A 20694-nucleotide genomic window follows, 5' to 3' on the forward strand; every position below is an offset into this window, starting at 1 on the left:
TGGCTCGACGTGTCCCCATCCCTCAACAGCGGAAGGCTCATCGGAGGTAGTGCAGTGTGGGGGATACCCTCAATCATTCTATAAAAAACCAGGCCGAACAGCAAAACGTAGGCAACCGGTTATACTTCTCTCAGTTGAACCTGTGCCAACAACTCGTTTACCTGCCGAAGGGAGCCAACCGATGTCCCTTTCTGGCTCGCGGTTGCCGCCCCGCAGGCAATTCCTTTGCACAGGGCATCCTGCATGCTATCCCCCTGGCTGAGACCCCAGACAACTCCAGCAACCATGGAATCCCCTGCCCCAATCGGGTTGGCCGCAACTATTGTGGGACTGGCCGCCAGCCACGCCTTGTCTTTATCGACCAGTACGGCGCCCTCTTTGCCAAGAGAGATAATGACGCTGCCAGGACCCATAGCCGCGATTGCCCTGCCAACTGCGGCTATCTCTGCAGGCGTGCTGACTGGAAGTCCGGTCAGTGCGTGCGCTTCTTCATCATTTGGTTTAACCAGCTGGGGCTTGGCCTCGCAGTTCAGGCGCAGGGCCTCATCGCTGGTATCTAAGAATACTTTTGCCCCAGCCGACTGGATGATGGCAATGAGCTCAGTATAGTAGGTTGGCGGCACCCCGGGAGGCAGACTGCCGGCCAGTACCCACCAGTCTCCGGCATGGACCCGATCGCGTATCTTTTGTGCCAATTGCGCAAGATCGGCTTCAGTGATGGTCGGCCCCGGCTCATTGACCTTTACGTAGTGTCCATCTTCGCTGCTGACAATGGAGACATTGGTACGGGTTTCTCCCAGAACCCAGACAAAATCGGTTTCAATTCCCAACGCCTGGAGCTTATCGTTCAGCAGTTCCCCACTTTTACCGGCGGCAAAACCGAGCGCCACACTCGAAATGCCAAGTGACTTCAGCATCCGGGCAACATTAAACCCTTTGCCGCCGCAGTCTACCCGCCAATCCGAGGCGCGCAGCACAGTATCAAAGGCGATCCGGTCAACCGTCATTTCCCGGTCAACTGCTGGATTGAGCGTTACCGTGAATATCATGTTCTCATCCTTTCCAGTATTTTTCAAAAAGCGCTTCCTCCGCCTCAACCGTCCACATGTTGCCGGGTTCAAGTTTTTCGGCGATATCGGGGTGAATTTCGTGGAGTTCATCAAGCCCTATCAGCGGCAGATCGGGGATTTGCGGGAAAATAATAATCTTGCCGGCATACCGGCCGTCAATCATCGCCTGGATCCCCTCTCTGGCGGCATTCATGCCGCCAATAGCTCCAACGCTACGGCCTGGATTCAGGCTTCCCTTTGCGGCCTGGTCCAACACCTGAAACTGATCGTTGAGGCTGAGCCCGGAAGTACCGGTGTATTGGGCATTGCTCATATACACTGAGCTCAGGTTTAAATGGGCCATTGTTCCGTTCGGAACACCGGCAAAAAAGACCAGCATGCCATCCTTGTGCATCAAGGTATCCGCCTCGGCCATCACCGCGGCAATTGGTACGCTGACCACAACATCCTCGGCACCCTGTCCGCCGGTGATTTCCATGACAAAATCATGGAGTGATTTTTCACTCGTCTGGGGATTAAAGGTCAACAGTTCACAATTATTCCTGACTGCCAGGGGACCAAACCGCTCCTTAAGAGCGGCCAGCCTCAGGTCACTGACCTCGGTGGCGATCACCTTGCTCGGCCCGTTGGGAAGCTCGATGGCTCTCTGCACGTGCATTTGACCTTTTGCAGGTTCAACAATGATTGACACCAAAGGCAAGAGAGACATGTGCACAATCCACCCCACCCCTGACGCCAGTGCCTTGGTAACTATAGAAACGAGCGGGCCAATGACTGCGTAGGCAATTAAGGCAACCAGCATGGAGATGACGCCGAGCGAGAAATTGTTGACCAGCATTTCAAATCCAGGTTTGATTTTCCCGTGAACTTTCTGATCAAATTTCGTTATCGCCAAACCTCCCAGTGGACCCGCAATCATCGCTCCCATAAACATCGGAATACCACTGCCGACAATGACCCCCATCGTCGTAACGGCTCCTGCTACGGCCCCACGGTCACCACCAACAATCTTACCACCGGTATAACCAATCAAAAGCGGCAGCAAGTAGGTAATTATGGGACCAACCAGTGACGCTAATTTTTCATTCGGCAACCAACCGGTTGGTATAAACATCGCAGTAATCAAGCCCCAAGCGATAAAAGCACCAATGTTGGGCATTACCATACCGCTCAGGAACCTGCCAAATGACTGGACACCTACTTTCAAAGTATTACCGGACATAAGCCTCCCTCGCAGATACATGGTTATTAAATTATCCGCAGTCAAATCTCGGGTGTTAAAAGTACCAATGTCGGAAGGGAGATTATCCCGGCCACAAACCGGCAATTCCTTGAACTGTCTCTTTCATTTCAAGGCCTCCTTGTTGAATGGGTTGGTGTGAGTTGGCCAAGCGCTGTACTTACAGAAGGTAATCTGGCGTGCCCCCTTTCAGTCTGAAAAACCGACGCACTGAGCACTCACACTAAATGTAAACGTTTACATATTATATGTCAAACACTTTTTCCGTTCTTTTTAATGTGAACTTGCGAGTTAATAAACTCAACTTTTTATGCATTTGTTTATATTATATTTATTCAGAAATTATTTGTTAAAATTATGCAAATATTTTTGCCTTGATTTCTCATATTTGTCATTTTTCACAGTAAACGATTACACGATATGCTGTGAGATGTATCCGAGACAAACTGCGAACAAGGATGCATTGACAGCCATTTGTCCGGAACGCTCAGATCAATCTTTCCCAACGGGGCCGATCCTTCGTGCATTATATTTACACCTGTCCGGGTTATCAATAGCATTGATACATATTATTAGCCATTTTAGGTAGAGATACGCAAAATGTGCCGGCTAGGCAACGGGAAACCAGCACGTCTTTCTTTTTAATACCAGCTGTTGCAAAAGTGTAATTGACCAAGGTTATGTAAACGTTTACATGGCAGTGACAGGCGTAACAGCAGGCGCAACTAGGAAAGTGATAGTCACATGGTTAAAATAAAAGATGTTGCCAAAGCCGCTGGTTGTTTCCGATATCGAAAACCCGTTTTTTCAACGCGTCAGCCCTGCTGTTGATGATACAGCCCATGAACAGGGTTCATATTGTGATACTCTGTAATACGGATGAAAATGCGGTAAAAGAAGAGTCCTGCCTGAATCTCCTTCGCGATGAGAATGTTGCCGGGGCTATTTTATCACCGACACGGCATAGAATTGAAAATTTTACCGAGATATCCTCTCTCAATATGCCGGTAGTTACAATTGATCGCCATGTAAACAATTTGGACGTCGATAATGCCTCATTGATAATGTTCAGACGGCCTACACGATAACAAGCCATTTAATTGAGCACGGTTTTCAAAGGATAGGTGGGGTCTTTGGCGCGGGAAGTTCCATCGGAAGTCTGCGCACGAAGGCTGTATACGTGCCTTAAAGGATCACAGCATCAAGCCAGCAACTGACTTGATAAAGACTTCTCGTCAAGAGGATTCAGGGTCCGACGCGTTCAAATCGTGAAGTTGTTCTGAAAACAAAACTCATTGTTCGTCAGTCTTGGGGCTGTCAAAAATCACAAGAAAAATTAATGATCAGGGGGCTTAAGCTGGGCTGGCAAACATCGGGGCGACAGGTGAGAAGTCATCCCCTTTGATCAAGCCATCTCAGACTTTCTCCTTTTATGGAGGCTGGGTTCGGAGTTGAACCGAACAAGACCGATTCAGAGTCTTCAACGGGTTTGCAGTCCGCGGAGAGCACCGGCTCTCTTAACCAGCCTGAGTATCCATTGATTGGCTTCGTCTATCTTTTGCCTATCAACATACTACCTGCCAGCCAGCGGGTTCGGTGTATTCGGTTGCCCGGGCAGCCAGGTATCCCTCAGGTCGTCGCAAAGGTCCTCCCGTTCGTTTTCACCCAAAACACCGAGGGAAAGTGCGAGAAAGGTCCAAAGATTACTCACATAAAAATCGCCAGCGAAATGATGGGCGAGATCGTGTATCTGGGCATGGCAGTTGTGGCAGGGAGTGATGCAGTATTTGGCGCCAGTGGCCATTATTTGATCGAATTTTATTTTTCCATAGATATGTCGTTCCTCATTGAACCCCGATTGCAGGTAACCACCCCCACCTCCGCAGCAATAGTTATTCGACTTATTTGGAATCATATCAATAAAGTTTGTCTCGCCGACACAGCTCTTGACCACAAAACGCAGGTCGTCGGCATAGGCGTCACCGTATTCCTTTCGCACCTGGTTGCACGGGTCCTGAACGGTGAAGCGCATCTTCAGTTTGTTATTCCAGTCGCTGCTTGGCCTAAGTCTTCCTTCTCGAATCCACTTGGCGTAATAATGAACAACTATCTTAACAACCAGATCAGTCTGGATATGAAACCGCCGGATTCCCTGGTTGACTGAAAATGTCGAATGGCCGCATTCGGTATTCAGGTAGACCTTACAGCCAAGTTCCTCGGCTTTTTTTACCGTCGCCGTGGTGATTTGCTGCCAACCCGGGTCATCCGCCAGGAACATACAGTAATTTTCCCCGGCCCAGGCGGTGCTGCCATAGGTCCAATCGGCACCGGCCAGATGCAGAATTTTCCACAGGGGTACCATCTCATCGGGTAAGGACACAGGTTCCCGGGAATTCTGGCTGAGGAAAAATGTGGCGCCCTGTTTGTCGATAGGAGCCTGAAGATTTTCCCAACCGGGTTGGGTCCCGCGCACTTCTTCCAGAACATCCTCGATGACATAACGAAAATCATCCGGAGGTGTTCCCGTAGCGCTGGTGCTAGGATTTCTCAGGGCCATATCACAGGATTTCAGGATACCGCCAGGTCGATCTTCCCGCGGCCACAAGAGCCTGCGGCCTTCCATGATTAATCCGGCAATGTTAATCTCCATCGGACAAACATATGTACAGCGCATACACATGGAGCAGAGCCAGACCCATTTGTTCGCGCTCAACTCATCGTCCAAGCCCATGGCGGCCATGCGCAGGAATTTGCGGGGATCCATATCCAGCAAGCCAGTTGCTGGACAGCCTGCGGTACAGGCACCACAGGTCAGGCAAAGATTCAGATTACCGCCTTTGGGCAATTCTTGACGGACTTTGTCCAGAAAGGTCTCGCGTTTTGCTGAGTTGATGCGCAGTTCTTTGCCCATGGTCGTTCCTTGATATTTGTGGCACCGTCTTTTCCTATCCCAGCTATCCCCCGTGACAGGACAATTTCCTTTTGATCCGATGAGAAGGCAATATCAGCAGCCGCATCCGCCCGAACCACAGGAGCCGGAACTGCAACCACCTCCTGTATCAGGCAACGGGTTTGTGGAAGTGATGGTAAATCCGGAACGATTGCCCGCTTCGGCATAATCAACTTTAATGCTGCCGCATTGTTGCAAAAGGTCCTTCTCAACAAGGAAGGTCAGGTTTTGCCGTTTGAACAGTTCATCTGTCGGCTTTTCTTCATCCAGGGCCAACCCAAGCGAGGGACCAGAACATCCACCTTGCATCACCGCAACCCTGAGCGAAGATGAGATATTATTAGCCTGCAAATATTCGATTAGTTTTTCATTAGCTTGAGTAGTAATTTCCAGCATGCCATTTCCTTTTTGTTATATTTAGTACGTTGCAGAATATTTTCCGGCCTGTGAGCCTGGCAATAGACTGAATCCGAAATGCTTGTCCCCCCAAGGGGTATTCCAAAGTATCCCATTGCACGAGGTTAAACTGGTTAAGACGGATGGTTGTAGACAAAGTTGCTGAAAGATTCCTGGAAAACACAGAAGCTCTCAGAACTCTCAGGGATGCAGACTATCAATATGTCAAACGGGAGTCAAGAAGGTGTTTTCGATATTATCTATTTCAAGTATAGGTTATACCTATTTAAATACCGTTGATACCGGACTAACGAATCTGAGCTCGAAATCAGCCAATGGTGATTATCGTTGTCAATGCTCTCAAGAAAGAAAACGTATCTTCCGTGTCATTTTCTTAACCACACCCTACATAAAATAATGAGAAATACCTGGTCAATACTTGATCCTTAATCTGTCGTTTAGCGCACGGCGGCCGGTCCGTGGTCGCTTTCATAGGACGGACCAATTCCAGCTCCCCAACACATAGGAATTATGAATTTGACATATTGAGACTCACGATGAATCTTATATCAGTTTAGTCCGGAATCAGTGCCATTGCATATACGTTTAATGGAGGATTGTAAGCGTTGCGTTACCTGCATATTTCCAGAAACATGGATAGATACATTGACAGATTACGTATGAGAGGCAGACAAGGTGCCTTGGCGGCATCACAATATCTGGAAATTATAGAATGTATCAGACAAGCTAAGTGGCGCAGTGATGTTATTAATTGTAAACGGACCAAGAAGGGCGAATACCGGTTAAAAAATTGTATTAAATACGATCTTGGCCACGGGTATCGGCTTGTCACGGTCAAAGATGGTCATAACCTTTTCATTACTTTTGTCGGCAGCCACGACCAGACAGATCGCTGGATTGAAACCCATCGTTATGACTGCTTCTGTGAAGATGATTCCCTGTATTTCTCTGAAATAATCGATACCGAGGCAATAAATACGACCGATGAACCCGCAGAACCTCTCCCCCCAAAATCTACACTTGAATCGGACGAGTACGAACAGCAGCTTATCGCTAAAGTTGATGAGGCAGTGCTGAAAATGGTTTTCCCGGGATTATACCGCTAACCGGCCCAGGGGCCGACGAAAATCAATGGCGAGAAATCATGGTACGCGTAAAGACGCTGAGGCCGTCAGGAAATCCGCCCTTCGATTTTGAATTTCATTTCGAGGTATCGTGAAAACCATGACGCGCAGTATGTCAAAATGAAGTAGAGGCAGCCAATGGCAAGATAGATTTCAAATGCCCTGAATGTTCTGGTATAAATCAGCTGGCCCACGCGGGTGAGTTCGGTAATAGCCAAAACAGAAATCAGCGATGTATCCTTGAGCAGGGAGGAAAAGGCATTGACCAACGGTGGGATGGCGACGGTAAAGGCCTGGGGAAAAACGACATACAGCATTGACTGCGTCCAGGACAACCCCAGGGCATAGGCTGCATCCTGCTGATCCTTTTCTACAGAGAGCAGTGAGCTTCGGATAATTTCCGAGATATAAGCCCCTCCGTTCAGACCCAGGCCGATACAGGCCGCCGAGAAGCTGCCCAGAGTAATCCCGATGGTGGGAAGCCCATAGTAGATAAAAAAGAGTTGGGTCAGAAGCGGTGTGCCCCGAAAGATTTCCACATAGGGCGCAAAGAGCAGATACAACCGTCGTGAGCGAGAACGGGCCACTCCCACGACCGCCCCGATGAAGACGGCAAGGAGAAACGAGATAAAAGAAATCTTGATCGTGACCAAGGAGCCTTCCCAAAGTATCGGCAAGGCACCTTGCAGGATATCAAATTGAAAATCAATCATGGCATGACTGGTCGCAGATCAATCTACCTTCAGCCATTTGTCATGGATCTTCTGGTAGGTGCCGTCGACCTTGATTTTCGCCAGGGCTCCGTTGATTTTCTGGGTCAGAGCGTCAGCCCCCTTTGGCAGAACCACAACAGTCTCCGCCACGGACAGTGGTTCCCCGACAATCTTGTAGGAAGGGTCGACCTTCATCTGGGTGACGGCATAAGCGTATCCGACCAGCACGGCATCGATACGCTTGACTTTCAGGTCGGTGAAGGCCTCAGGATTGTAGTTGTAGCGTTTGATATCCTTGAAGGTGGCCTTCATGCTGTCTGCCAGCTGCTCGCTTCCTGAACCGAGCTGAACACCGACGATCTTGCCTGTAAGATCATCCTTGCCCTTGACCGCCGCCTCATCTTTACGAACCACGATGACATCGGGAAGATTGTAATAGACATCGCTGAAGTTGGTATTCTGTCCACGGGCCTCGGACTTCGACATGCAGGTAATCAATACATCATAATCTCCCTTCTTCAGGCCAGCCAGAAGCCCCTGCCACTCCGCATCGATAAATTTCGGTTTTACCCCCATTTCCTTGGCCAATGCCTCGGCTAAATCCACGTCAAATCCTTCAAATTGACCGGTCTTTTCATTTTTTGACTCAAACGGCGGATACTGGGCACAAAATCCCACGACTATTTCCCCCTTATCGCTGACTTTTTTCAGCGACGAATCAGCCTTCACATCCGACAGCAGAAAAGAAGATACGATAAGAACAGCAAGCCCAACACTTGTCAGAACCAATTTGAAACGTCTCATTATGACCTCTTGTTAATTTTAAATAGCTGGAATTACACAGCCTGTTCTTCATCAACCGCCGAAAAGCGCAGTGATATTTTTTCGCTCGCAAGCATTTCGGCAAAGATTTCCATGAAAACACCCGGCCCTGATGCATCAACGAGCAGTTCCTGTTGTCTGGCAATATCGACCTGGGAACAGATCTCTCCCCCGATGAACCCCGTACAGGTCCGGGAAATGCCGCAATTGGGACTGCCATCCATCCCTATCACCCCAATTATTTCATATTCGGCCGCAACATAAGCCTTGATCTGATACATAATGGGTTTAAGTATTTCCCGACAGAACTCCCTGAAATGCAGATGATCGTATTGATCCCGGGTCATGCCCCAACGATTCAACCCCAGGTAACCGGTTTCGGGGCAAGGCAATTGGATTAACCCCACTCCATCCTCAATATATTTTTGAGTCACTTGTCGATACACCCCGCCACAGGTAGCCAGTGGAAAAATCTTGGCATTGGCGTTCAGTAGACAGTGGCAGAGAATGAGAATTTTTTTACTGCGCTTCATTGTTGTAAACCATGGTGCCTTTGCATGAGGATCTTCGTCAATGGATCGTTGAGGACAGGGCTTTACTTTCGAAAAACGCGATTTTAAAAAGGTATCCATTTCAGTAACATGGAACCGACATTTAGAATTTATCGACTGGAGCAATAATCTATTTCAGGCTATAAAACAAATAGTTATTACCTATAAAAAGATCCGTTTCTATAGGTGATCCGCAGATCTAGAGATCAACGTAGTAACTTCGAAGAGAGCCCTTTGCCGGGCCACAGGTGTACCGGCTGGAGAAAAATTTAGGTATTTGTCAGGGAAACCACCGGTGGTTGCACGGTACCACCTGGCAGCATTGTGGGACTGCGTTGAGGAATTTTCATGCCCCACCCTGCGCTAGTGCGCCGAAGCGAATTCGCGCGAAAATTACGATGACCTTACGGGGGGTTCAGCTGTTTACGTTACGCCAGTCCGGCAACTGCAACTGCTTGAAGCGGGCATGATGATCGAAATATGTTCTGCAGTAGTTGCAGCCGGTGCAGTCCTGCCCGCAGGTGGACAGTACATCCAGGAAGTCTTCAGGGATATCGTCATTGGAAATATACCAGCGATCGGCCATCCAGTGGGCGGCATCGAGAAGGTCGAGGAGGTTGCCGCGGTAGCGGCCTTGGACGAATGCTTCCACTGCGCGTTCCAAAAATCCCGCACCGAGCGTGCGGCCGCAGACTTTGATGAGGTCGGCCGAGCCTTCGTAGCGGCAGACATCCTCCGGACGGATGAAGGGTGAGGCCAGTATTCGGTGGGGTATCCGGGTCAGCTGGCGCTGGCAGGCAAGATCGCGATTGAGGCGCTGCGTGTCGAATTGGCCATCTGTACGCGCAGCATTGTTTGTTGCGGCAATAAGTGCCTCGTGGGTAAACCGAAAGGGGCAGTGAATGAGACACCCCTCATTGGCCAGGAGTTCGATTTTTACCGTCGGCCAGCGCCGCCGAATCGCGGTCGAGAGCGAGGCGAGTTCGACAGGATGGCGGTTAAGCTCGCGGTCCACGGTGATCTTGCTCGGCAGGCGAAAACCGCTTGCTGAAACCAGATCCATTAAGACCTGCAGTTTTCCAATGCTGTCGATACTAAAGTTAACGCTGGGGACGGCCTCCAATCGGGTGACAATTGCCGGAGCTGTGTCGCCTAAGGCGGTGAGCAGGTAGCTGTCAGCGAAGATCAAGCCGTCAAGAACCCCTGCATCCAGCAATTTTTCCAATCGTCTGGTCAAGCCGGACAACCCGACAGGGCCTGTATATGTGCCTGTCGGTTGGAACCGCCCATTGGCGAGAAGGTATTTTTTGGGGCCGGGCAGGCGCCCAAGCGAGTCGATAAGAGTGTGTAATGATGCTTGCTCCAAACGAACCCGTGCATCACACAGGACGGGGTCGTGCAAGCTGAAATGCACTGCATGTAAACGCGGTCCCAGGTCGTTTAAAAAGCGTATATATGATGCTTCAGGCAGAAATGGTACGTTGAGAGGCAGCATAACCGTATCCTAGGCCCGCAACTTCTTTATCGCTGTCACTATCGCCTCCAGGGCACGATCGATCTCTGCTTCGGTAGTGTACTTTCCGGTAGTAAAACGCAGGGTGCCCTTGGCCCATTGCTTCGGCACTTTCATGGCCTTCAGAACATGCGAGATTTCTACCTGGTCGGCGTGGCAGGCGGCACCGGCCGAGGCGGCCACATTGAGTCCGATCTCCTCCAGGATACGGGTTGCATCCAGATCAAGGAAGGAGACGCTGCATGTGTTGGGCAGTCGAAGTTCTCGGTGCCCGTTAAAACGGATGTCCGTGCATGCCGATGCCAATCCCAGCTCCAACCGATCGCGCATTTCCTGCATGTGTCGCGCATGTTGCTCCAGTTCTGCTGCAGCAATCGCACATGCCTGGCCCAGGCCAACGATTCCAAGCACATTCTCGGTCCCCGCCCGGCGGCCGTTTTCCTGGCCGGCACCGTGACAGAAAATTTCAGCTTCGATCCCCTCTCGGATGTAGAGCCCTCCTGTCCCTTTGGGACCATAGATCTTATGTCCAGCTATAGAAAGAAGGTCTACTCCTAATTCGTCCACCTTTGTGGAGATTTTGCCCATTGACTGGGCGGCGTCCGTGTGCATCAGAATCCCCTGCCGGCGAGCCAGTATGGCGATCTCGGCGATAGGTTGAATGGTGCCCACTTCATTATTGGCATGCATGATCGAAATCATAATGGTTTCTGGCCGGACGGCGGCCGCCACATCGGACGGGCTGACCAACCCATCCGCATCAACCGGGAGGACTGTGACGGCAAAACCGTGTCCTGCCATAAAGCGGCAAACCTCCAGGATAGCCGGATGCTCAATGCTGGAGGTTATGATGTGGCCCCCCTGGATGTGACGGGCACCGGCAAAACTTTTGATGGCATGATTGTTGGACTCTGAACCGCCGCTGGTGAAAATTACCTCAGAAGTCATGCAGCCGAGAATCCCAGCAACTTGTCCCCGAGCCGCCATGACCGCTTGTTTAGGTTTTATGCCATACCAATGGTTACTGGAAGGGTTGCCGAAATCCGTCGCTAGAAAAGGACGCATGGCATCTATCACTTCAGGTGCCAGGGGGGTGGTGCCGTTGTAGTCCAGATAAATGGGCAAGGTCATGATCGTCAGCTCCTCGAGTATGCAATGGTATGCGGCCTAATATACCATATTTACAGCTCACGACCAATCTCATCCTGCAGATTGAGGACACGGGGAAACAATCCGCGCTGAAGTCGACAACCTTGCTATTGACAGAGATATCCATTGGCCAACGTAAAGCTGCAATGTTCTTGAGCCTTGCAAAATAGCGCGCTCATTTTACTCCCACTGATTTGATTTTCCATGGGTCTGCTTGCATGCAAACGGCAAATACTCGTCAACAGAATCCTCATGAAAAATGGATCACTTGCAACTTCTGTTGCGAAAATTAATTTTTGCTATATTTAATACATTAAATTAATTAATAATTAATTTTTTAATTGCCATTCACCTCTTTTTATTATAAAACTGAGACCTAAAGAATGCCGTTTGAACGAAACATCCACGAACGACCTGGCCCCCTCATCCCCAGCAGGAGGTAGCGATGTCACTCCATCAACATAAGCTTCAAGTCCTTGCCATTCTCGCGGCAAATTTAGGCAATCCCCAGCCCCAGCTTGTCTCGACCGCTACTTTAGCCGGGAACATGGACATACAATTGCCGAAACTCCGTCAGGTTTTGAAAACCATGGACGGGATGGGCATTATCCAGACCGACTCCGATCTCCAATACAGCCTTATCACCCGAAAAGGTTTACATTATCTGGGTGAGCGACAAATGAGCGTTTCCACTACTTTTTAAAGCATGTGGCCGCAACCAATCAACAGACACGACAGAAACCGCCAGTGCAAGTCAACTTCTTTAGCGCAAAAGCTGCATGAACACATCTCCTCAATACACCTATGATCACTATGTTAAGGCGCTGATGGACATCAGCCAGGCAATCACCTCTGATCTTTTTTTAGAGGATCTGTTCAAGCTGATTGTAATGGTCACCGCCAAGGTCACGGGAGTTGCAATATGTTCATTATGGCTTGTGGATGAAAATGAGACCCCTCCCCTCATCAAGTTGAAGGCCACCCAGTCCTTTGAACCGGAATATGTGAAAGACAGAGCGTTGCGACTACATGAAGGTGTCGTTGGGTATGTGCTCTCCACTCAGCGCCCCTACGTGATTGCGGATGTGAAAAATCATGACCGATTCAAAGAAAAGGAGATGGCCAACAGTCTTGGTCTCGTCTCAATGGTGAGTGTTCCTCTCCAAGGGAAGGAAGAGAAAGTTATAGGGGTACTCAACTGCTTTACCTGCCAACCTCATGAATTCTCTGAAACAGATATCAATATGCTCAGCGCGGTTGCGAACCAGGCAGCCGTTGCGATCCACAACACCGAACTAATCATCAAAACAAGGGTAATAGAACGGGAGCTCCAGACCAGAAAGCAAATCGAACGGGGAAAAGAGATTCTCATGGACCGACGCCGGATGAGTGGAGAAGAAGCATATCGCTGGATTCAGAAAAGAAGCATGGATACGCGTAAATCCATGCTGGAAATTGCCGAGGCACTCATTTTGTCAGCAGAACTTTAATTCTCGTATCCTGTTTTTCTTGACAAGAAAATTAAGTGCAGCTACATTAATTAACATTATATTATCGAACCGACACAAAGGCGTGTAGGCTCTTCATACAATTAAGACAAAGGTGTCTGCTTCCTCTATCCGAGGACAGATGCCTTTTTTTGTGTCCGCACAAAACTTCGCAACTGGCCCCTGTTCGTGGAAAAACTTCTGAATATTATTGATGCCACGAGGTTTTATCAAAAAATAATCGCCCATAGCAGATGGTTCGCAACCAGACTGCCTGAGCATAATCGACAATAGCTCATCCACACGCTTAGCATTGTCATACAGGGAACGATTCATAAGAAAAAACATTCTGATTACCCCTCAAGTTCAGCTACTGAACCAGGGTGTAGGCTGTTCGTTTCCCGGGACGCCGTAAACCCATCCCTGGGGGCTTCGCTGCAGCCATCCTTGGCTGCAGAGACCCGTAAAACGAACAGCCCACCCCCTTCCATTTCGACAAGCTGAGCTTGAGGGATAATCAGAAAAAACACTATTCATTTAACCAGAAAAGGAGACAACCAAATGATTCAATGGCCAAAAAGTAATGATGCTCTCGGTACCGTCAACAGAGGCAATCCCTGTGAATCCGGTTTATGCACTCTCTGCAGCTCTGACTGTAAAGGCAAGTGTGAAACCTGGATGTCTTCCTTGAGGGGCCGCAAAATGCTCTATCCCAGGAATTTCGGTAACATTACTTCTGGGTCAGGTAATGTTACCTCCCTTGGCCTGGGGTATCATGCCCTGAGAATCCAGGGATATGCGTATGGATCCAATGGCTTAAGTGAAGGGATGAGCAAAGATGCCGACGACTGTGTCTTCACCAACGTCAATACCGAAACGGTTATCGGTAATGAGATCAAGGCAAAATGCCGTGTCCCCATTATGACCGGCGCTCTGGGGTCAACCTTTATCGCTACTAAATATTGGAATTCATTTGCCACGGGTGCAGCTCTTTGTGGATTTCCTATTGTTATCGGTGAGAATGTCGTCGGTGTCGACCGGGATTCGAAATTTAGCCGGGGAAAAATAACATCAGCACCTGAACTGGATAGACGTATCGATGTTTTTAAACGTTATTCAGACGGGTATGGAGCAATTTTCGTGCAGCTCAATGTAGAGGACACCCGAAACGGAGTGGCTGAATATGTCATTGATAAATATGGTGATGAGGTAATTATTGAGCTGAAATGGGGACAGGGTGCCAAGGTTATCGGCGGTGAGATCCAGGTGAAATCAATTGACTATGCTATCTTCCTAAAAGATCGTGGCTATGTCGTCGATCCTGATCCAACAAATCCTGCGGTACAGGAGGCCTTTGAGCGTCGCGCCATTACGTCTTTTGCCAGGCATAGCCGACTTGGAGCTACCGATTTGGATACCGTTGCCCAGGTTCGTGAATCTTTTATGAAATCAGTGGCATATCTCCGAAGTATCGGTTTCAGGAGAATTTCTCTAAAAACCGGCTCTTACGGCATGGAGGCCCTTGCCATGGCCATTCGATATTCTGCGGATGCCAGGCTTGACCTGCTGACCATTGACGGTTCTGGCGGCGGCACGGGTATGAGTCCGTGGAATATGATGGAACACTGGGGGGTTCCATCCCTGGCCCTCCATGCCAAAGCTTATGACTACTGTAAGATTCTCGATGATAAAGGTATCAGGGTTCCGGATATCTCTTTTGCCGGCGGTTTTGCCCGTGAAGATCATATTTTTAAGGCCCTGGCTTTAGGTGCACCCTACACAAAACTTGTTTGCATGGGCCGTGCCCCGATGATTCCCGGATACCTGGGCAGCAACATTGAAGGGACTTTTTACCCTGAGAGAAGGACGGAAATAAATGGCAACTGGGATCAACTTCCGGCTACCGTCAAAAGCTTTGGCAAGTATCCGGAAGAGATTTTCTCAGCCTGGGAAGACGTCAAGCAGAAAGTAGGTGCTGATGAAATGAAGCATATACCTTTTGGTGCTGTGGCCATAGCCGGCTATGTTGATAAGCTCTCGTGCGGTCTGCAGCAGTTGATGGCCGGTGTACGGAAATTCAATCTATCAGAGATTACCAGAAATGAATTATTCAGTGCCAACCGTGAGACGGAACGGGAAACAGGCATCCCGTTCCTGACGGAAGCTCAAAAAGAATCGGCTGACGCGATTCTTAAAGCATAATCTCAGGGTAAGAGGTTTTATATGGCACATTGAGCAACTGACTCGATGTGCCATCTTTTCCTGATGGATCCTCGCAACATCAAGCGCACAGCTGCCATGTTAATTTGTCAAGCCAAAGAGATGCGGGGTGTTATTCTGTCCACCTCAGCCAGAGAAGTTCAGCATTATGTTCTGAGATGTTGCTCCAGCTTCCGGGAATAACTGTCTGCAGATAAATGGTGTCACCTGGGTTGACTTTGTATAATTGATTATCAACCGTCATCGTCAATTGGCCGGAGATGAGATAGCCCAACTCACTTCCTTTATGAGCAAAAAAATGACCTGCCAGTTTTTTCCCAGGTCGAATGCGTATAATTGTTGCCTCTACTGGCGTATCAATATCAGGCGGCAGCAACAATTCCGCGTGGGCGTTGTCTTTGACAATTTTGGCCAGGGATGTCGCAGATCGGCTGTCTACAGGATATACATAGACGTTTTGCTGAGCCCCATGCTCCTTGAACAGCGTGGCAACCTCGATCGAAAGACTCTCCGCGATACGAAACAGCGCGGGAAGCGATGGATAGATAAGGTTCTTTTCCACCTGTGAGATTGTACTCGGGGTTACACCGGTGAGGCCGGCGAGATCCTTTTGCGAAATTCCACGCATAAGCCGGACCGATTTTATTTTTGCTCCGAGATCAAATCTGGGCTTGAGCTGCTGCTGGCTCGCAAAAACGATATTCGAGCCCTCACAGAGATACTCATGATGCTCGTTGAGGAATTCAGAGTTCCTCTTCTCTGCCTTGAGGATCTTGACCGCTGATTTTCCCCGGCGTACCGAGAGGTCAATGACGACCTGCGCAATCTTGTTGATATTTGCTTTTAACTTGCCTGAATGTGCGCCTTTTTCGATAAGCCAATAGGCGATGGTATCCAGCTCATAAAGTCGCGGGCAGGTCTTGCCATAAAAATCAATAACCTGATCTTCTCCACCCCAGAGCGACTGCATGCCTGTCAGGCTGTCGAGAATAAAATGAACTTCTCCTGAGAGATTGCTGTGTAGACCGTACATGGCCTCGCCGACATGGTCCGAGTTCGTCGGGTCGTTCACCCTGATCACCTTGTAAGGCCACAGCGCACCATCTTTCTCATAGAACTTATTGAAAACCTCCGATCGATGCCCCTTACCATTCGTAAAGCAATCGAGTATCGTCAAATTCTGGCTTTGTGCTTGCGAGCCAAGAAACGAGACAACATTTTTGGGCGAACGATCAAACGTCACATAGATTAACGGTCTCCTCTCTGCCAGTGTCTCTTTAATAAAGTTCAGGCAGAATGCAGAAGAGAAGCTGCTGACATCTTCGTACCAGAGAACATTGTCACCGATATACAGGTCTCCCATTAACCGGTCCAACTCAGGTATCCCCGAGGAAACACGTTTCTTTTTAGTGCTGGATACGGACATTTATCTCAATGTATTTCCAATTGAAAGCGGTGTAGAAACTTCTCCAAGACAAGGGCATTAACCCAGCGTAAAAACGAAGATTATCACCATGAATAAGCACTGAATCTAGCAAATCCATTTAAGTTAATCAATGTATTTCCCCCAACTTCTGGTATTCAGGCTCTGGGGAAAATATGCATCGGATGGTGATGCACTGCTTGTTTGCTTTGCACTCCAAGATGAATGTTAATCAACGGACGCCTGAGTAAGAGGTACAGCCGTCTCCTTGCTGCTGCCTGATCCTTCAGAATTTCCAGTGTCTTTTCGTTATTTTCAATGTGATTCCCACTCAAACTCATCCTGTCGGAAAGGAAGCGGGAATCAGAGTTGCAATGAATGCGGATCCCGTGTCATCATTGCGGGCCGCTTTATTTTACCAGCAATACCGGGTTGGTAATTTCCTCTAACAGGGAACACAGATGTTCTCCCGAGACACGTTTCTGATTGCAGGGAAGAACGATCGGGCCAGCGTTTTCACTTCTGAGCATCCAGGTAAGATTTGCAAAATCGGGACGGACCAAGGTCCGAAAAGTGGCGCAGCCGCCGAGTTCCTTAAGTTTATTGGAGACCTCAAGTCGCAGTTCATGCCCCTTTTCCTGGCTTTCCGCCACAAGGTAAACAATAAGTCCGCTGTCCTGAGACTCCTGCAGCGAAAAGGCCACCAACAATCCTTTTCCTGCACTTTCGCTGCCATCGTAGGCAAGCACGACAGGCCTGATAGCTGCGCCATCGAGATGCCAGACCAGGGTCATCCCCGGCCGCCGGACGACGACACTGCGAACAGTGGATCCGAACCTGCCAAACCCCGGTAACGATCGACCGGTTTTACCCAGCATCAGAAGATCCGCGTCCTTGCTTGCAATGAGAATTTCCTCAGCAACAGATCCCCGGACCACTTGAAACCTGGCAGACAGGTTTTTTGCATGAGTAATCCGTTCCATAATCCGCCGCACCCTGTCCGCCTGGACCCGCAGCTGCCGCTCCAGTTCCAATGCTTCCAGGCGCCTATACCCCGAGCTGAACATACTGATTTCCTGAGTAAAAGGCAGCTGTGTCGCCCTGAGCAGGTTGATATCTTCCACAAACAACCCCACCAGCTCAGCGTTCAGGCGAACCGCGAGTTTAACGCCACTCTCGAGTGCCGATATACTCGACTGAGAACCATCCAGAGCAACCAGAATTTGCTTGATCGAGCTCATTTGTTTCTCCATCTCACTCCTCCTTGGCAGAGAAGGCCGAGCGCATATCTTTCAGCCTCTTTTCGGCCTGGTCGGCAAGAACCGCAAAGACTTTACCGTTGACGCTGTCCTCCGGATATCTCCCCGATTGATCGGGCTCCCCGGCCTTTATGCCCGTGAGCAGTTCAATTCCCTGGTCGATGGTTCTCACCGGATAAATATGAAACTTGCCGTCTCTGACAGTATCGATGACATTCTGACGGAGCATAAGGTGTTTGAGGTTGGCTTGCGGGATTAAAACCCCCTGATCACCATTGAGACCGCGTGCCCTGCAGATATCAAAAAACCCTTCAATTTTCTCATTTACGCCGCCGATAGCCTGCACATTTCCGCCCTGATCGACGGATCCGGTAACCGCGAAACACTGCTTGATCGGCACCCTGGAGATCGAGGACAACAGGGCGTACAATTCCGCCGAGGAGGCACTGTCGCCTTCAATGCCGCCGTAGGATTGTTCGAAAACCAGACTGGCCGACAAGGACAGGGGATGCTCAGTGGCGTAGCGCGCGCCAAGAAAGCCGGAGAGTATCAGGACGCCCTTGGAATGGATAGGCCCTCCCATGGCGACTTCCCGCTCGATATCGACGACATCGCCCTTGCCGATACGTATGCTGGCCGTAATGCGACTGGGGCGGCCGAAAGCGAAACCACCGAGCTGCAGCACCGAAAGACCGTTTATCTGACCAACCCGGAGGCCCTCGGTTTCGACAGTGATAATATCCCGATAAATCTGCTCCTGCATGCGTTCCCGGATACTGTCAGAACGATAGGTCCAGGAATCTATTGCCTGCTGCACATCTTCCCGTTCAACCTTGCTATTGCCGTTTTGTGACGCCAGGTAGTCTGATTCCCGCAGCAGATCTGTGAGTCCCTCCATATGCATTGACAGTTTTTCGCCGTCACCCGCGATACGTGAACTGTGCTCTATCACCCGAGCTACCGCATCGCGCGTGAAAGGCCGCAGCTCTTCATTATTAACCGCCGTGGCGATTATCCGGGAATATTCTCTCTGGTTTTCACTGTTGCGGTCAATTGCATAGGTGAAGTCGGCAGCCACCTTAAAAAGCTCGCCAAACTCGGGATCAAAATGCTTGAGCCGGTAATAGATCAAAGGACTGCCAGTGAGAACCACCGTTACCTTGAGCGGCAAAGGCTCCGGCTCCAGGGAAACTGTGCTGATGAGACTATACCTCTGACCGAGGGATTCGATTCTTAACTCTCCCGAGCGTAGAATTCGCTTCAGACCTTCCCAGGTGAAAGGCTCCATAAGCACCTTAAGGGCGTCCAGAACCAGATAGCCGCCGTTGGCTCGATGAAAAGCTCCGCTGCGAATCATATGGAAATCGGTGATCAACGTCCCCATCTGCGCCATGTGCTCTACGCGGCCAAAGAGATTTTGGTAACTCGGGTATTCCTCATGAACAACCGGGGCGCCTTTACTTTCAGAGTGATCGATTATCTGATTGACTTTGTAACGCCTCAAGGCCTGTGACTCCCCTCCCCTGCCGCCGGTAGGAGAGGCCAGTGCCGCCTGTTGTCCTTCGTCCTGAAAAAATAAATACACATTCTCGATGATGTCCATCTCCACCGCCGTCAAATATTCCAGGACCTGATTGTTGTCGTGAAATTTGTCCCGTAAATCCTGGAGCAAGGGGCTGATCGTATATTGGATGACCTCCCTGTTGAATTGCTTCTGTTTTTCATTGATCTCCCGTTGCCATTGGGGCATTTTCTGGAAAAGTCGCTGCGCCTCTTTTTGCAGGTCAGCGGCTTTGTCTTCCAACTCTTTCCGTTCTTCTTTCGAGAGATTCTTCAGTTCATCGGGCCGCACGACTTCGCCGTCTTTGACCGGGGCAAAAATTAGTCCGGCGGGAGTCCGCAGTGGTGCCATGTCGTGTTCCGCGGCCTTATTCTGAATGGTCTGGAAAATTTCCTGCTGTTTCTCCTTTATTTCTTCGCCAATACTTTGCAGCCTGTTCTGATAATCCTCGCTTTCAAAAGCGGCTCGCAGCCCAGTCCGGATCTCGTCCTCAAGATTTTTCATGCCTTCGGCGAGTTCCTTGCCTTTTCCGGCCGCCATACTCAGAAGACGGGGCTTATACTGTTCCTTGAAATTATTCACATAACAGAGATCTTCGGGCACCTGCTCCCCTTCGGCATGTTTGTCCAGAATATGCCGGATCAGAGAATATTTTCCAGTTCCCGTCTCACCAAGGGCAAAGACGTTGTAGCCTTTCTTATCTATGCCGATGGCGAAATTCAGCGCTGCCACAGCCCGAGGCTGGCCGATAACCTTATCCAGTGGGCCCACTTCATCTGTGCTGGCAAAGGGTATGCTCTCGGGATCGCACCTGTGACAGAGCTGGTCTGCAGTCAATTCTCTAACATTCATAAGTCGTCTCCCACTCTATTGTTAATAAAGAATGTTATTACCACTAAACCTCAGCTGTATGCGGATATGAGGTGCCCTTTGCACGGGTGTTCCGCAGCCTGGATGGCTGCGGTCAAGCCCCCAGGGATGGGTTTATGGCGTCCCGCGAAAAGGGTCCCTCATATCCCACTGAACCTTGTAAGCTGAACTTTAGTGGTAATCACAATAAAGAATGATCGGTAGATTCGGCACAAAACAGTGCAAACCAAAGGCCTTATGTTGCATGTGGCCGTGGTCGCTATGCACCTGGAGATGCATTACGAGCTTGCTCTTGCAATAACTCTAACCATTGACTAGGAAAAAA

The 20694-nt window shown here is 49.6% G+C and carries 16 protein-coding genes, 1 tRNA gene and 1 pseudogene; 4 read left to right on the forward strand and 14 right to left on the reverse strand.

Going from position 1 to position 20694, the window contains the following annotated elements:
• Window positions 1-119 precede the first annotated feature (119 nt).
• From pfkB to FCL47_RS05315, 5 genes and pseudogenes are all read right to left on the reverse strand, one after another.
• Window positions 120-1049 carry a 1-phosphofructokinase gene (pfkB, locus tag FCL47_RS05295; RefSeq protein WP_136812432.1) on the reverse strand — a complete coding sequence of 310 codons (930 nt, stop codon included), beginning with the start codon at window positions 1047-1049 and terminating at the stop codon, window positions 120-122.
• 685 nt (window positions 1050-1734) lie between these two features.
• Window positions 1735-2292: pseudogene (locus FCL47_RS25570) on the reverse strand (PTS transporter subunit EIIC); the annotation flags it as partial.
• Window positions 2293-3743: 1451 nt separating this feature from the next.
• A tRNA-OTHER gene (locus FCL47_RS24320) sits at window positions 3744-3837 on the reverse strand.
• 46 nt (window positions 3838-3883) lie between these two features.
• Window positions 3884-5221 carry a (Fe-S)-binding protein gene (locus FCL47_RS05310; RefSeq protein WP_136812433.1) on the reverse strand — a complete coding sequence of 446 codons (1338 nt, stop codon included), beginning with the start codon at window positions 5219-5221 and terminating at the stop codon, window positions 3884-3886.
• 93 nt (window positions 5222-5314) lie between these two features.
• Window positions 5315-5656, reverse strand: a complete 342-nt coding sequence (locus FCL47_RS05315; protein ID WP_136812434.1) for an IscA/HesB family protein — start codon at window positions 5654-5656, stop codon at window positions 5315-5317.
• Between the two features lie 680 nt (window positions 5657-6336).
• On the opposite strand from FCL47_RS05315, the gene FCL47_RS05320 reads away from it, so the two are divergent.
• Window positions 6337-6783 (forward strand): hypothetical protein, encoded by a 447-nt coding sequence (locus FCL47_RS05320; RefSeq protein WP_136812435.1) that lies wholly within the window; start codon window positions 6337-6339, stop codon window positions 6781-6783.
• A 65-nt stretch (window positions 6784-6848) separates the two neighbouring features.
• Here FCL47_RS05320 and FCL47_RS05325 read toward each other — a convergent pair whose 3' ends face one another.
• The 5 genes from FCL47_RS05325 to FCL47_RS05345 all read right to left on the reverse strand — a co-directional run bounded on the left by FCL47_RS05325 (window position 6849) and on the right by FCL47_RS05345 (window position 11531).
• Window positions 6849-7514 carry an amino acid ABC transporter permease gene (locus FCL47_RS05325; RefSeq protein ID WP_136812436.1) on the reverse strand — a complete coding sequence of 222 codons (666 nt, stop codon included), beginning with the start codon at window positions 7512-7514 and terminating at the stop codon, window positions 6849-6851.
• An 18-nt stretch (window positions 7515-7532) separates the two neighbouring features.
• Window positions 7533-8318 (reverse strand): ABC transporter substrate-binding protein, encoded by a 786-nt coding sequence (locus FCL47_RS05330; RefSeq protein WP_136812437.1) that lies wholly within the window; start codon window positions 8316-8318, stop codon window positions 7533-7535.
• 32 nt (window positions 8319-8350) lie between these two features.
• Window positions 8351-8869, reverse strand: a complete 519-nt coding sequence (locus tag FCL47_RS05335; RefSeq protein WP_136812438.1) for a CD3072 family TudS-related putative desulfidase — start codon at window positions 8867-8869, stop codon at window positions 8351-8353.
• A 433-nt stretch (window positions 8870-9302) separates the two neighbouring features.
• Window positions 9303-10382 carry a hypothetical protein gene (locus tag FCL47_RS05340; protein WP_136812439.1) on the reverse strand — a complete coding sequence of 360 codons (1080 nt, stop codon included), beginning with the start codon at window positions 10380-10382 and terminating at the stop codon, window positions 9303-9305.
• Between the two features lie 9 nt (window positions 10383-10391).
• On the reverse strand, window positions 10392-11531 hold the full coding sequence (locus tag FCL47_RS05345) for a cysteine desulfurase family protein (protein ID WP_136812440.1): 1140 nt from the start codon (window positions 11529-11531) through the stop codon (window positions 10392-10394).
• Window positions 11532-11994: 463 nt separating this feature from the next.
• On the opposite strand from FCL47_RS05345, the gene FCL47_RS05350 reads away from it, so the two are divergent.
• Together FCL47_RS05350 and FCL47_RS05355 are read left to right on the forward strand one after the other, a co-directional pair.
• Window positions 11995-12252 (forward strand): hypothetical protein, encoded by a 258-nt coding sequence (locus FCL47_RS05350; RefSeq protein WP_136812441.1) that lies wholly within the window; start codon window positions 11995-11997, stop codon window positions 12250-12252.
• A gap of 76 nt (window positions 12253-12328) precedes the next feature.
• Window positions 12329-13039 (forward strand): GAF domain-containing protein, encoded by a 711-nt coding sequence (locus FCL47_RS05355; protein ID WP_136812442.1) that lies wholly within the window; start codon window positions 12329-12331, stop codon window positions 13037-13039.
• A 93-nt stretch (window positions 13040-13132) separates the two neighbouring features.
• Here FCL47_RS05355 and FCL47_RS05360 read toward each other — a convergent pair whose 3' ends face one another.
• Window positions 13133-13384, reverse strand: coding sequence for a hypothetical protein (locus FCL47_RS05360; protein WP_136812443.1), 252 nt, complete (start codon window positions 13382-13384; stop codon window positions 13133-13135).
• Window positions 13385-13597: 213 nt separating this feature from the next.
• On the opposite strand from FCL47_RS05360, the gene FCL47_RS05365 reads away from it, so the two are divergent.
• Complete coding sequence (locus tag FCL47_RS05365; RefSeq protein WP_136812444.1) at window positions 13598-15238, forward strand: glutamate synthase-related protein; 1641 nt, start codon at window positions 13598-13600, stop codon at window positions 15236-15238.
• Window positions 15239-15368: 130 nt separating this feature from the next.
• Here FCL47_RS05365 and FCL47_RS05370 read toward each other — a convergent pair whose 3' ends face one another.
• From FCL47_RS05370 to FCL47_RS05380, 3 genes are all read right to left on the reverse strand, one after another.
• A complete protein-coding gene (locus FCL47_RS05370) occupies window positions 15369-16682 on the reverse strand; it encodes a helix-turn-helix domain-containing protein (RefSeq protein ID WP_136812445.1) in 1314 nt (437 codons plus the stop codon).
• Between the two features lie 407 nt (window positions 16683-17089).
• On the reverse strand, window positions 17090-17932 hold the full coding sequence (locus FCL47_RS05375) for a universal stress protein (protein ID WP_136812446.1): 843 nt from the start codon (window positions 17930-17932) through the stop codon (window positions 17090-17092).
• Window position 17933: 1 nt separating this feature from the next.
• Window positions 17934-20351, reverse strand: coding sequence for a Lon protease family protein (locus FCL47_RS05380; RefSeq protein ID WP_136812447.1), 2418 nt, complete (start codon window positions 20349-20351; stop codon window positions 17934-17936).
• Window positions 20352-20694: the final 343 nt, after the last annotated feature.

It is taken from the genome of Desulfopila sp. IMCC35006, from assembly GCF_005116645.1.
GTDB lineage: Bacteria > Desulfobacterota > Desulfobulbia > Desulfobulbales > Desulfocapsaceae > Desulforhopalus_A.

Excerpts from the sequence above, each read along its gene's own strand:
- pfkB (WP_136812432.1), bottom strand. The coding sequence starts at position 1,049 with ATGATATTCACGGTAACGCTCAATCCAGCAGTTGACCGGGAAATGACG.
- FCL47_RS05310 (WP_136812433.1), bottom strand. The coding sequence starts at position 5,221 with ATGGGCAAAGAACTGCGCATCAACTCAGCAAAACGCGAGACCTTTCTG.
- FCL47_RS05315 (WP_136812434.1), bottom strand. The coding sequence starts at position 5,656 with ATGCTGGAAATTACTACTCAAGCTAATGAAAAACTAATCGAATATTTG.
- FCL47_RS05320 (WP_136812435.1), top strand. The coding sequence starts at position 6,337 with ATGAGAGGCAGACAAGGTGCCTTGGCGGCATCACAATATCTGGAAATT.
- FCL47_RS05325 (WP_136812436.1), bottom strand. The coding sequence starts at position 7,514 with ATGATTGATTTTCAATTTGATATCCTGCAAGGTGCCTTGCCGATACTT.
- FCL47_RS05330 (WP_136812437.1), bottom strand. The coding sequence starts at position 8,318 with ATGAGACGTTTCAAATTGGTTCTGACAAGTGTTGGGCTTGCTGTTCTT.
- FCL47_RS05335 (WP_136812438.1), bottom strand. The coding sequence starts at position 8,869 with ATGAAGCGCAGTAAAAAAATTCTCATTCTCTGCCACTGTCTACTGAAC.
- FCL47_RS05340 (WP_136812439.1), bottom strand. The coding sequence starts at position 10,382 with ATGCTGCCTCTCAACGTACCATTTCTGCCTGAAGCATCATATATACGC.
- FCL47_RS05345 (WP_136812440.1), bottom strand. The coding sequence starts at position 11,531 with ATGACCTTGCCCATTTATCTGGACTACAACGGCACCACCCCCCTGGCA.
- FCL47_RS05350 (WP_136812441.1), top strand. The coding sequence starts at position 11,995 with ATGTCACTCCATCAACATAAGCTTCAAGTCCTTGCCATTCTCGCGGCA.
- FCL47_RS05355 (WP_136812442.1), top strand. The coding sequence starts at position 12,329 with ATGAACACATCTCCTCAATACACCTATGATCACTATGTTAAGGCGCTG.
- FCL47_RS05360 (WP_136812443.1), bottom strand. The coding sequence starts at position 13,384 with ATGTTTTTTCTTATGAATCGTTCCCTGTATGACAATGCTAAGCGTGTG.
- FCL47_RS05365 (WP_136812444.1), top strand. The coding sequence starts at position 13,598 with ATGATTCAATGGCCAAAAAGTAATGATGCTCTCGGTACCGTCAACAGA.
- FCL47_RS05370 (WP_136812445.1), bottom strand. The coding sequence starts at position 16,682 with ATGTCCGTATCCAGCACTAAAAAGAAACGTGTTTCCTCGGGGATACCT.
- FCL47_RS05375 (WP_136812446.1), bottom strand. The coding sequence starts at position 17,932 with ATGGAGAAACAAATGAGCTCGATCAAGCAAATTCTGGTTGCTCTGGAT.
- FCL47_RS05380 (WP_136812447.1), bottom strand. The coding sequence starts at position 20,351 with ATGAATGTTAGAGAATTGACTGCAGACCAGCTCTGTCACAGGTGCGAT.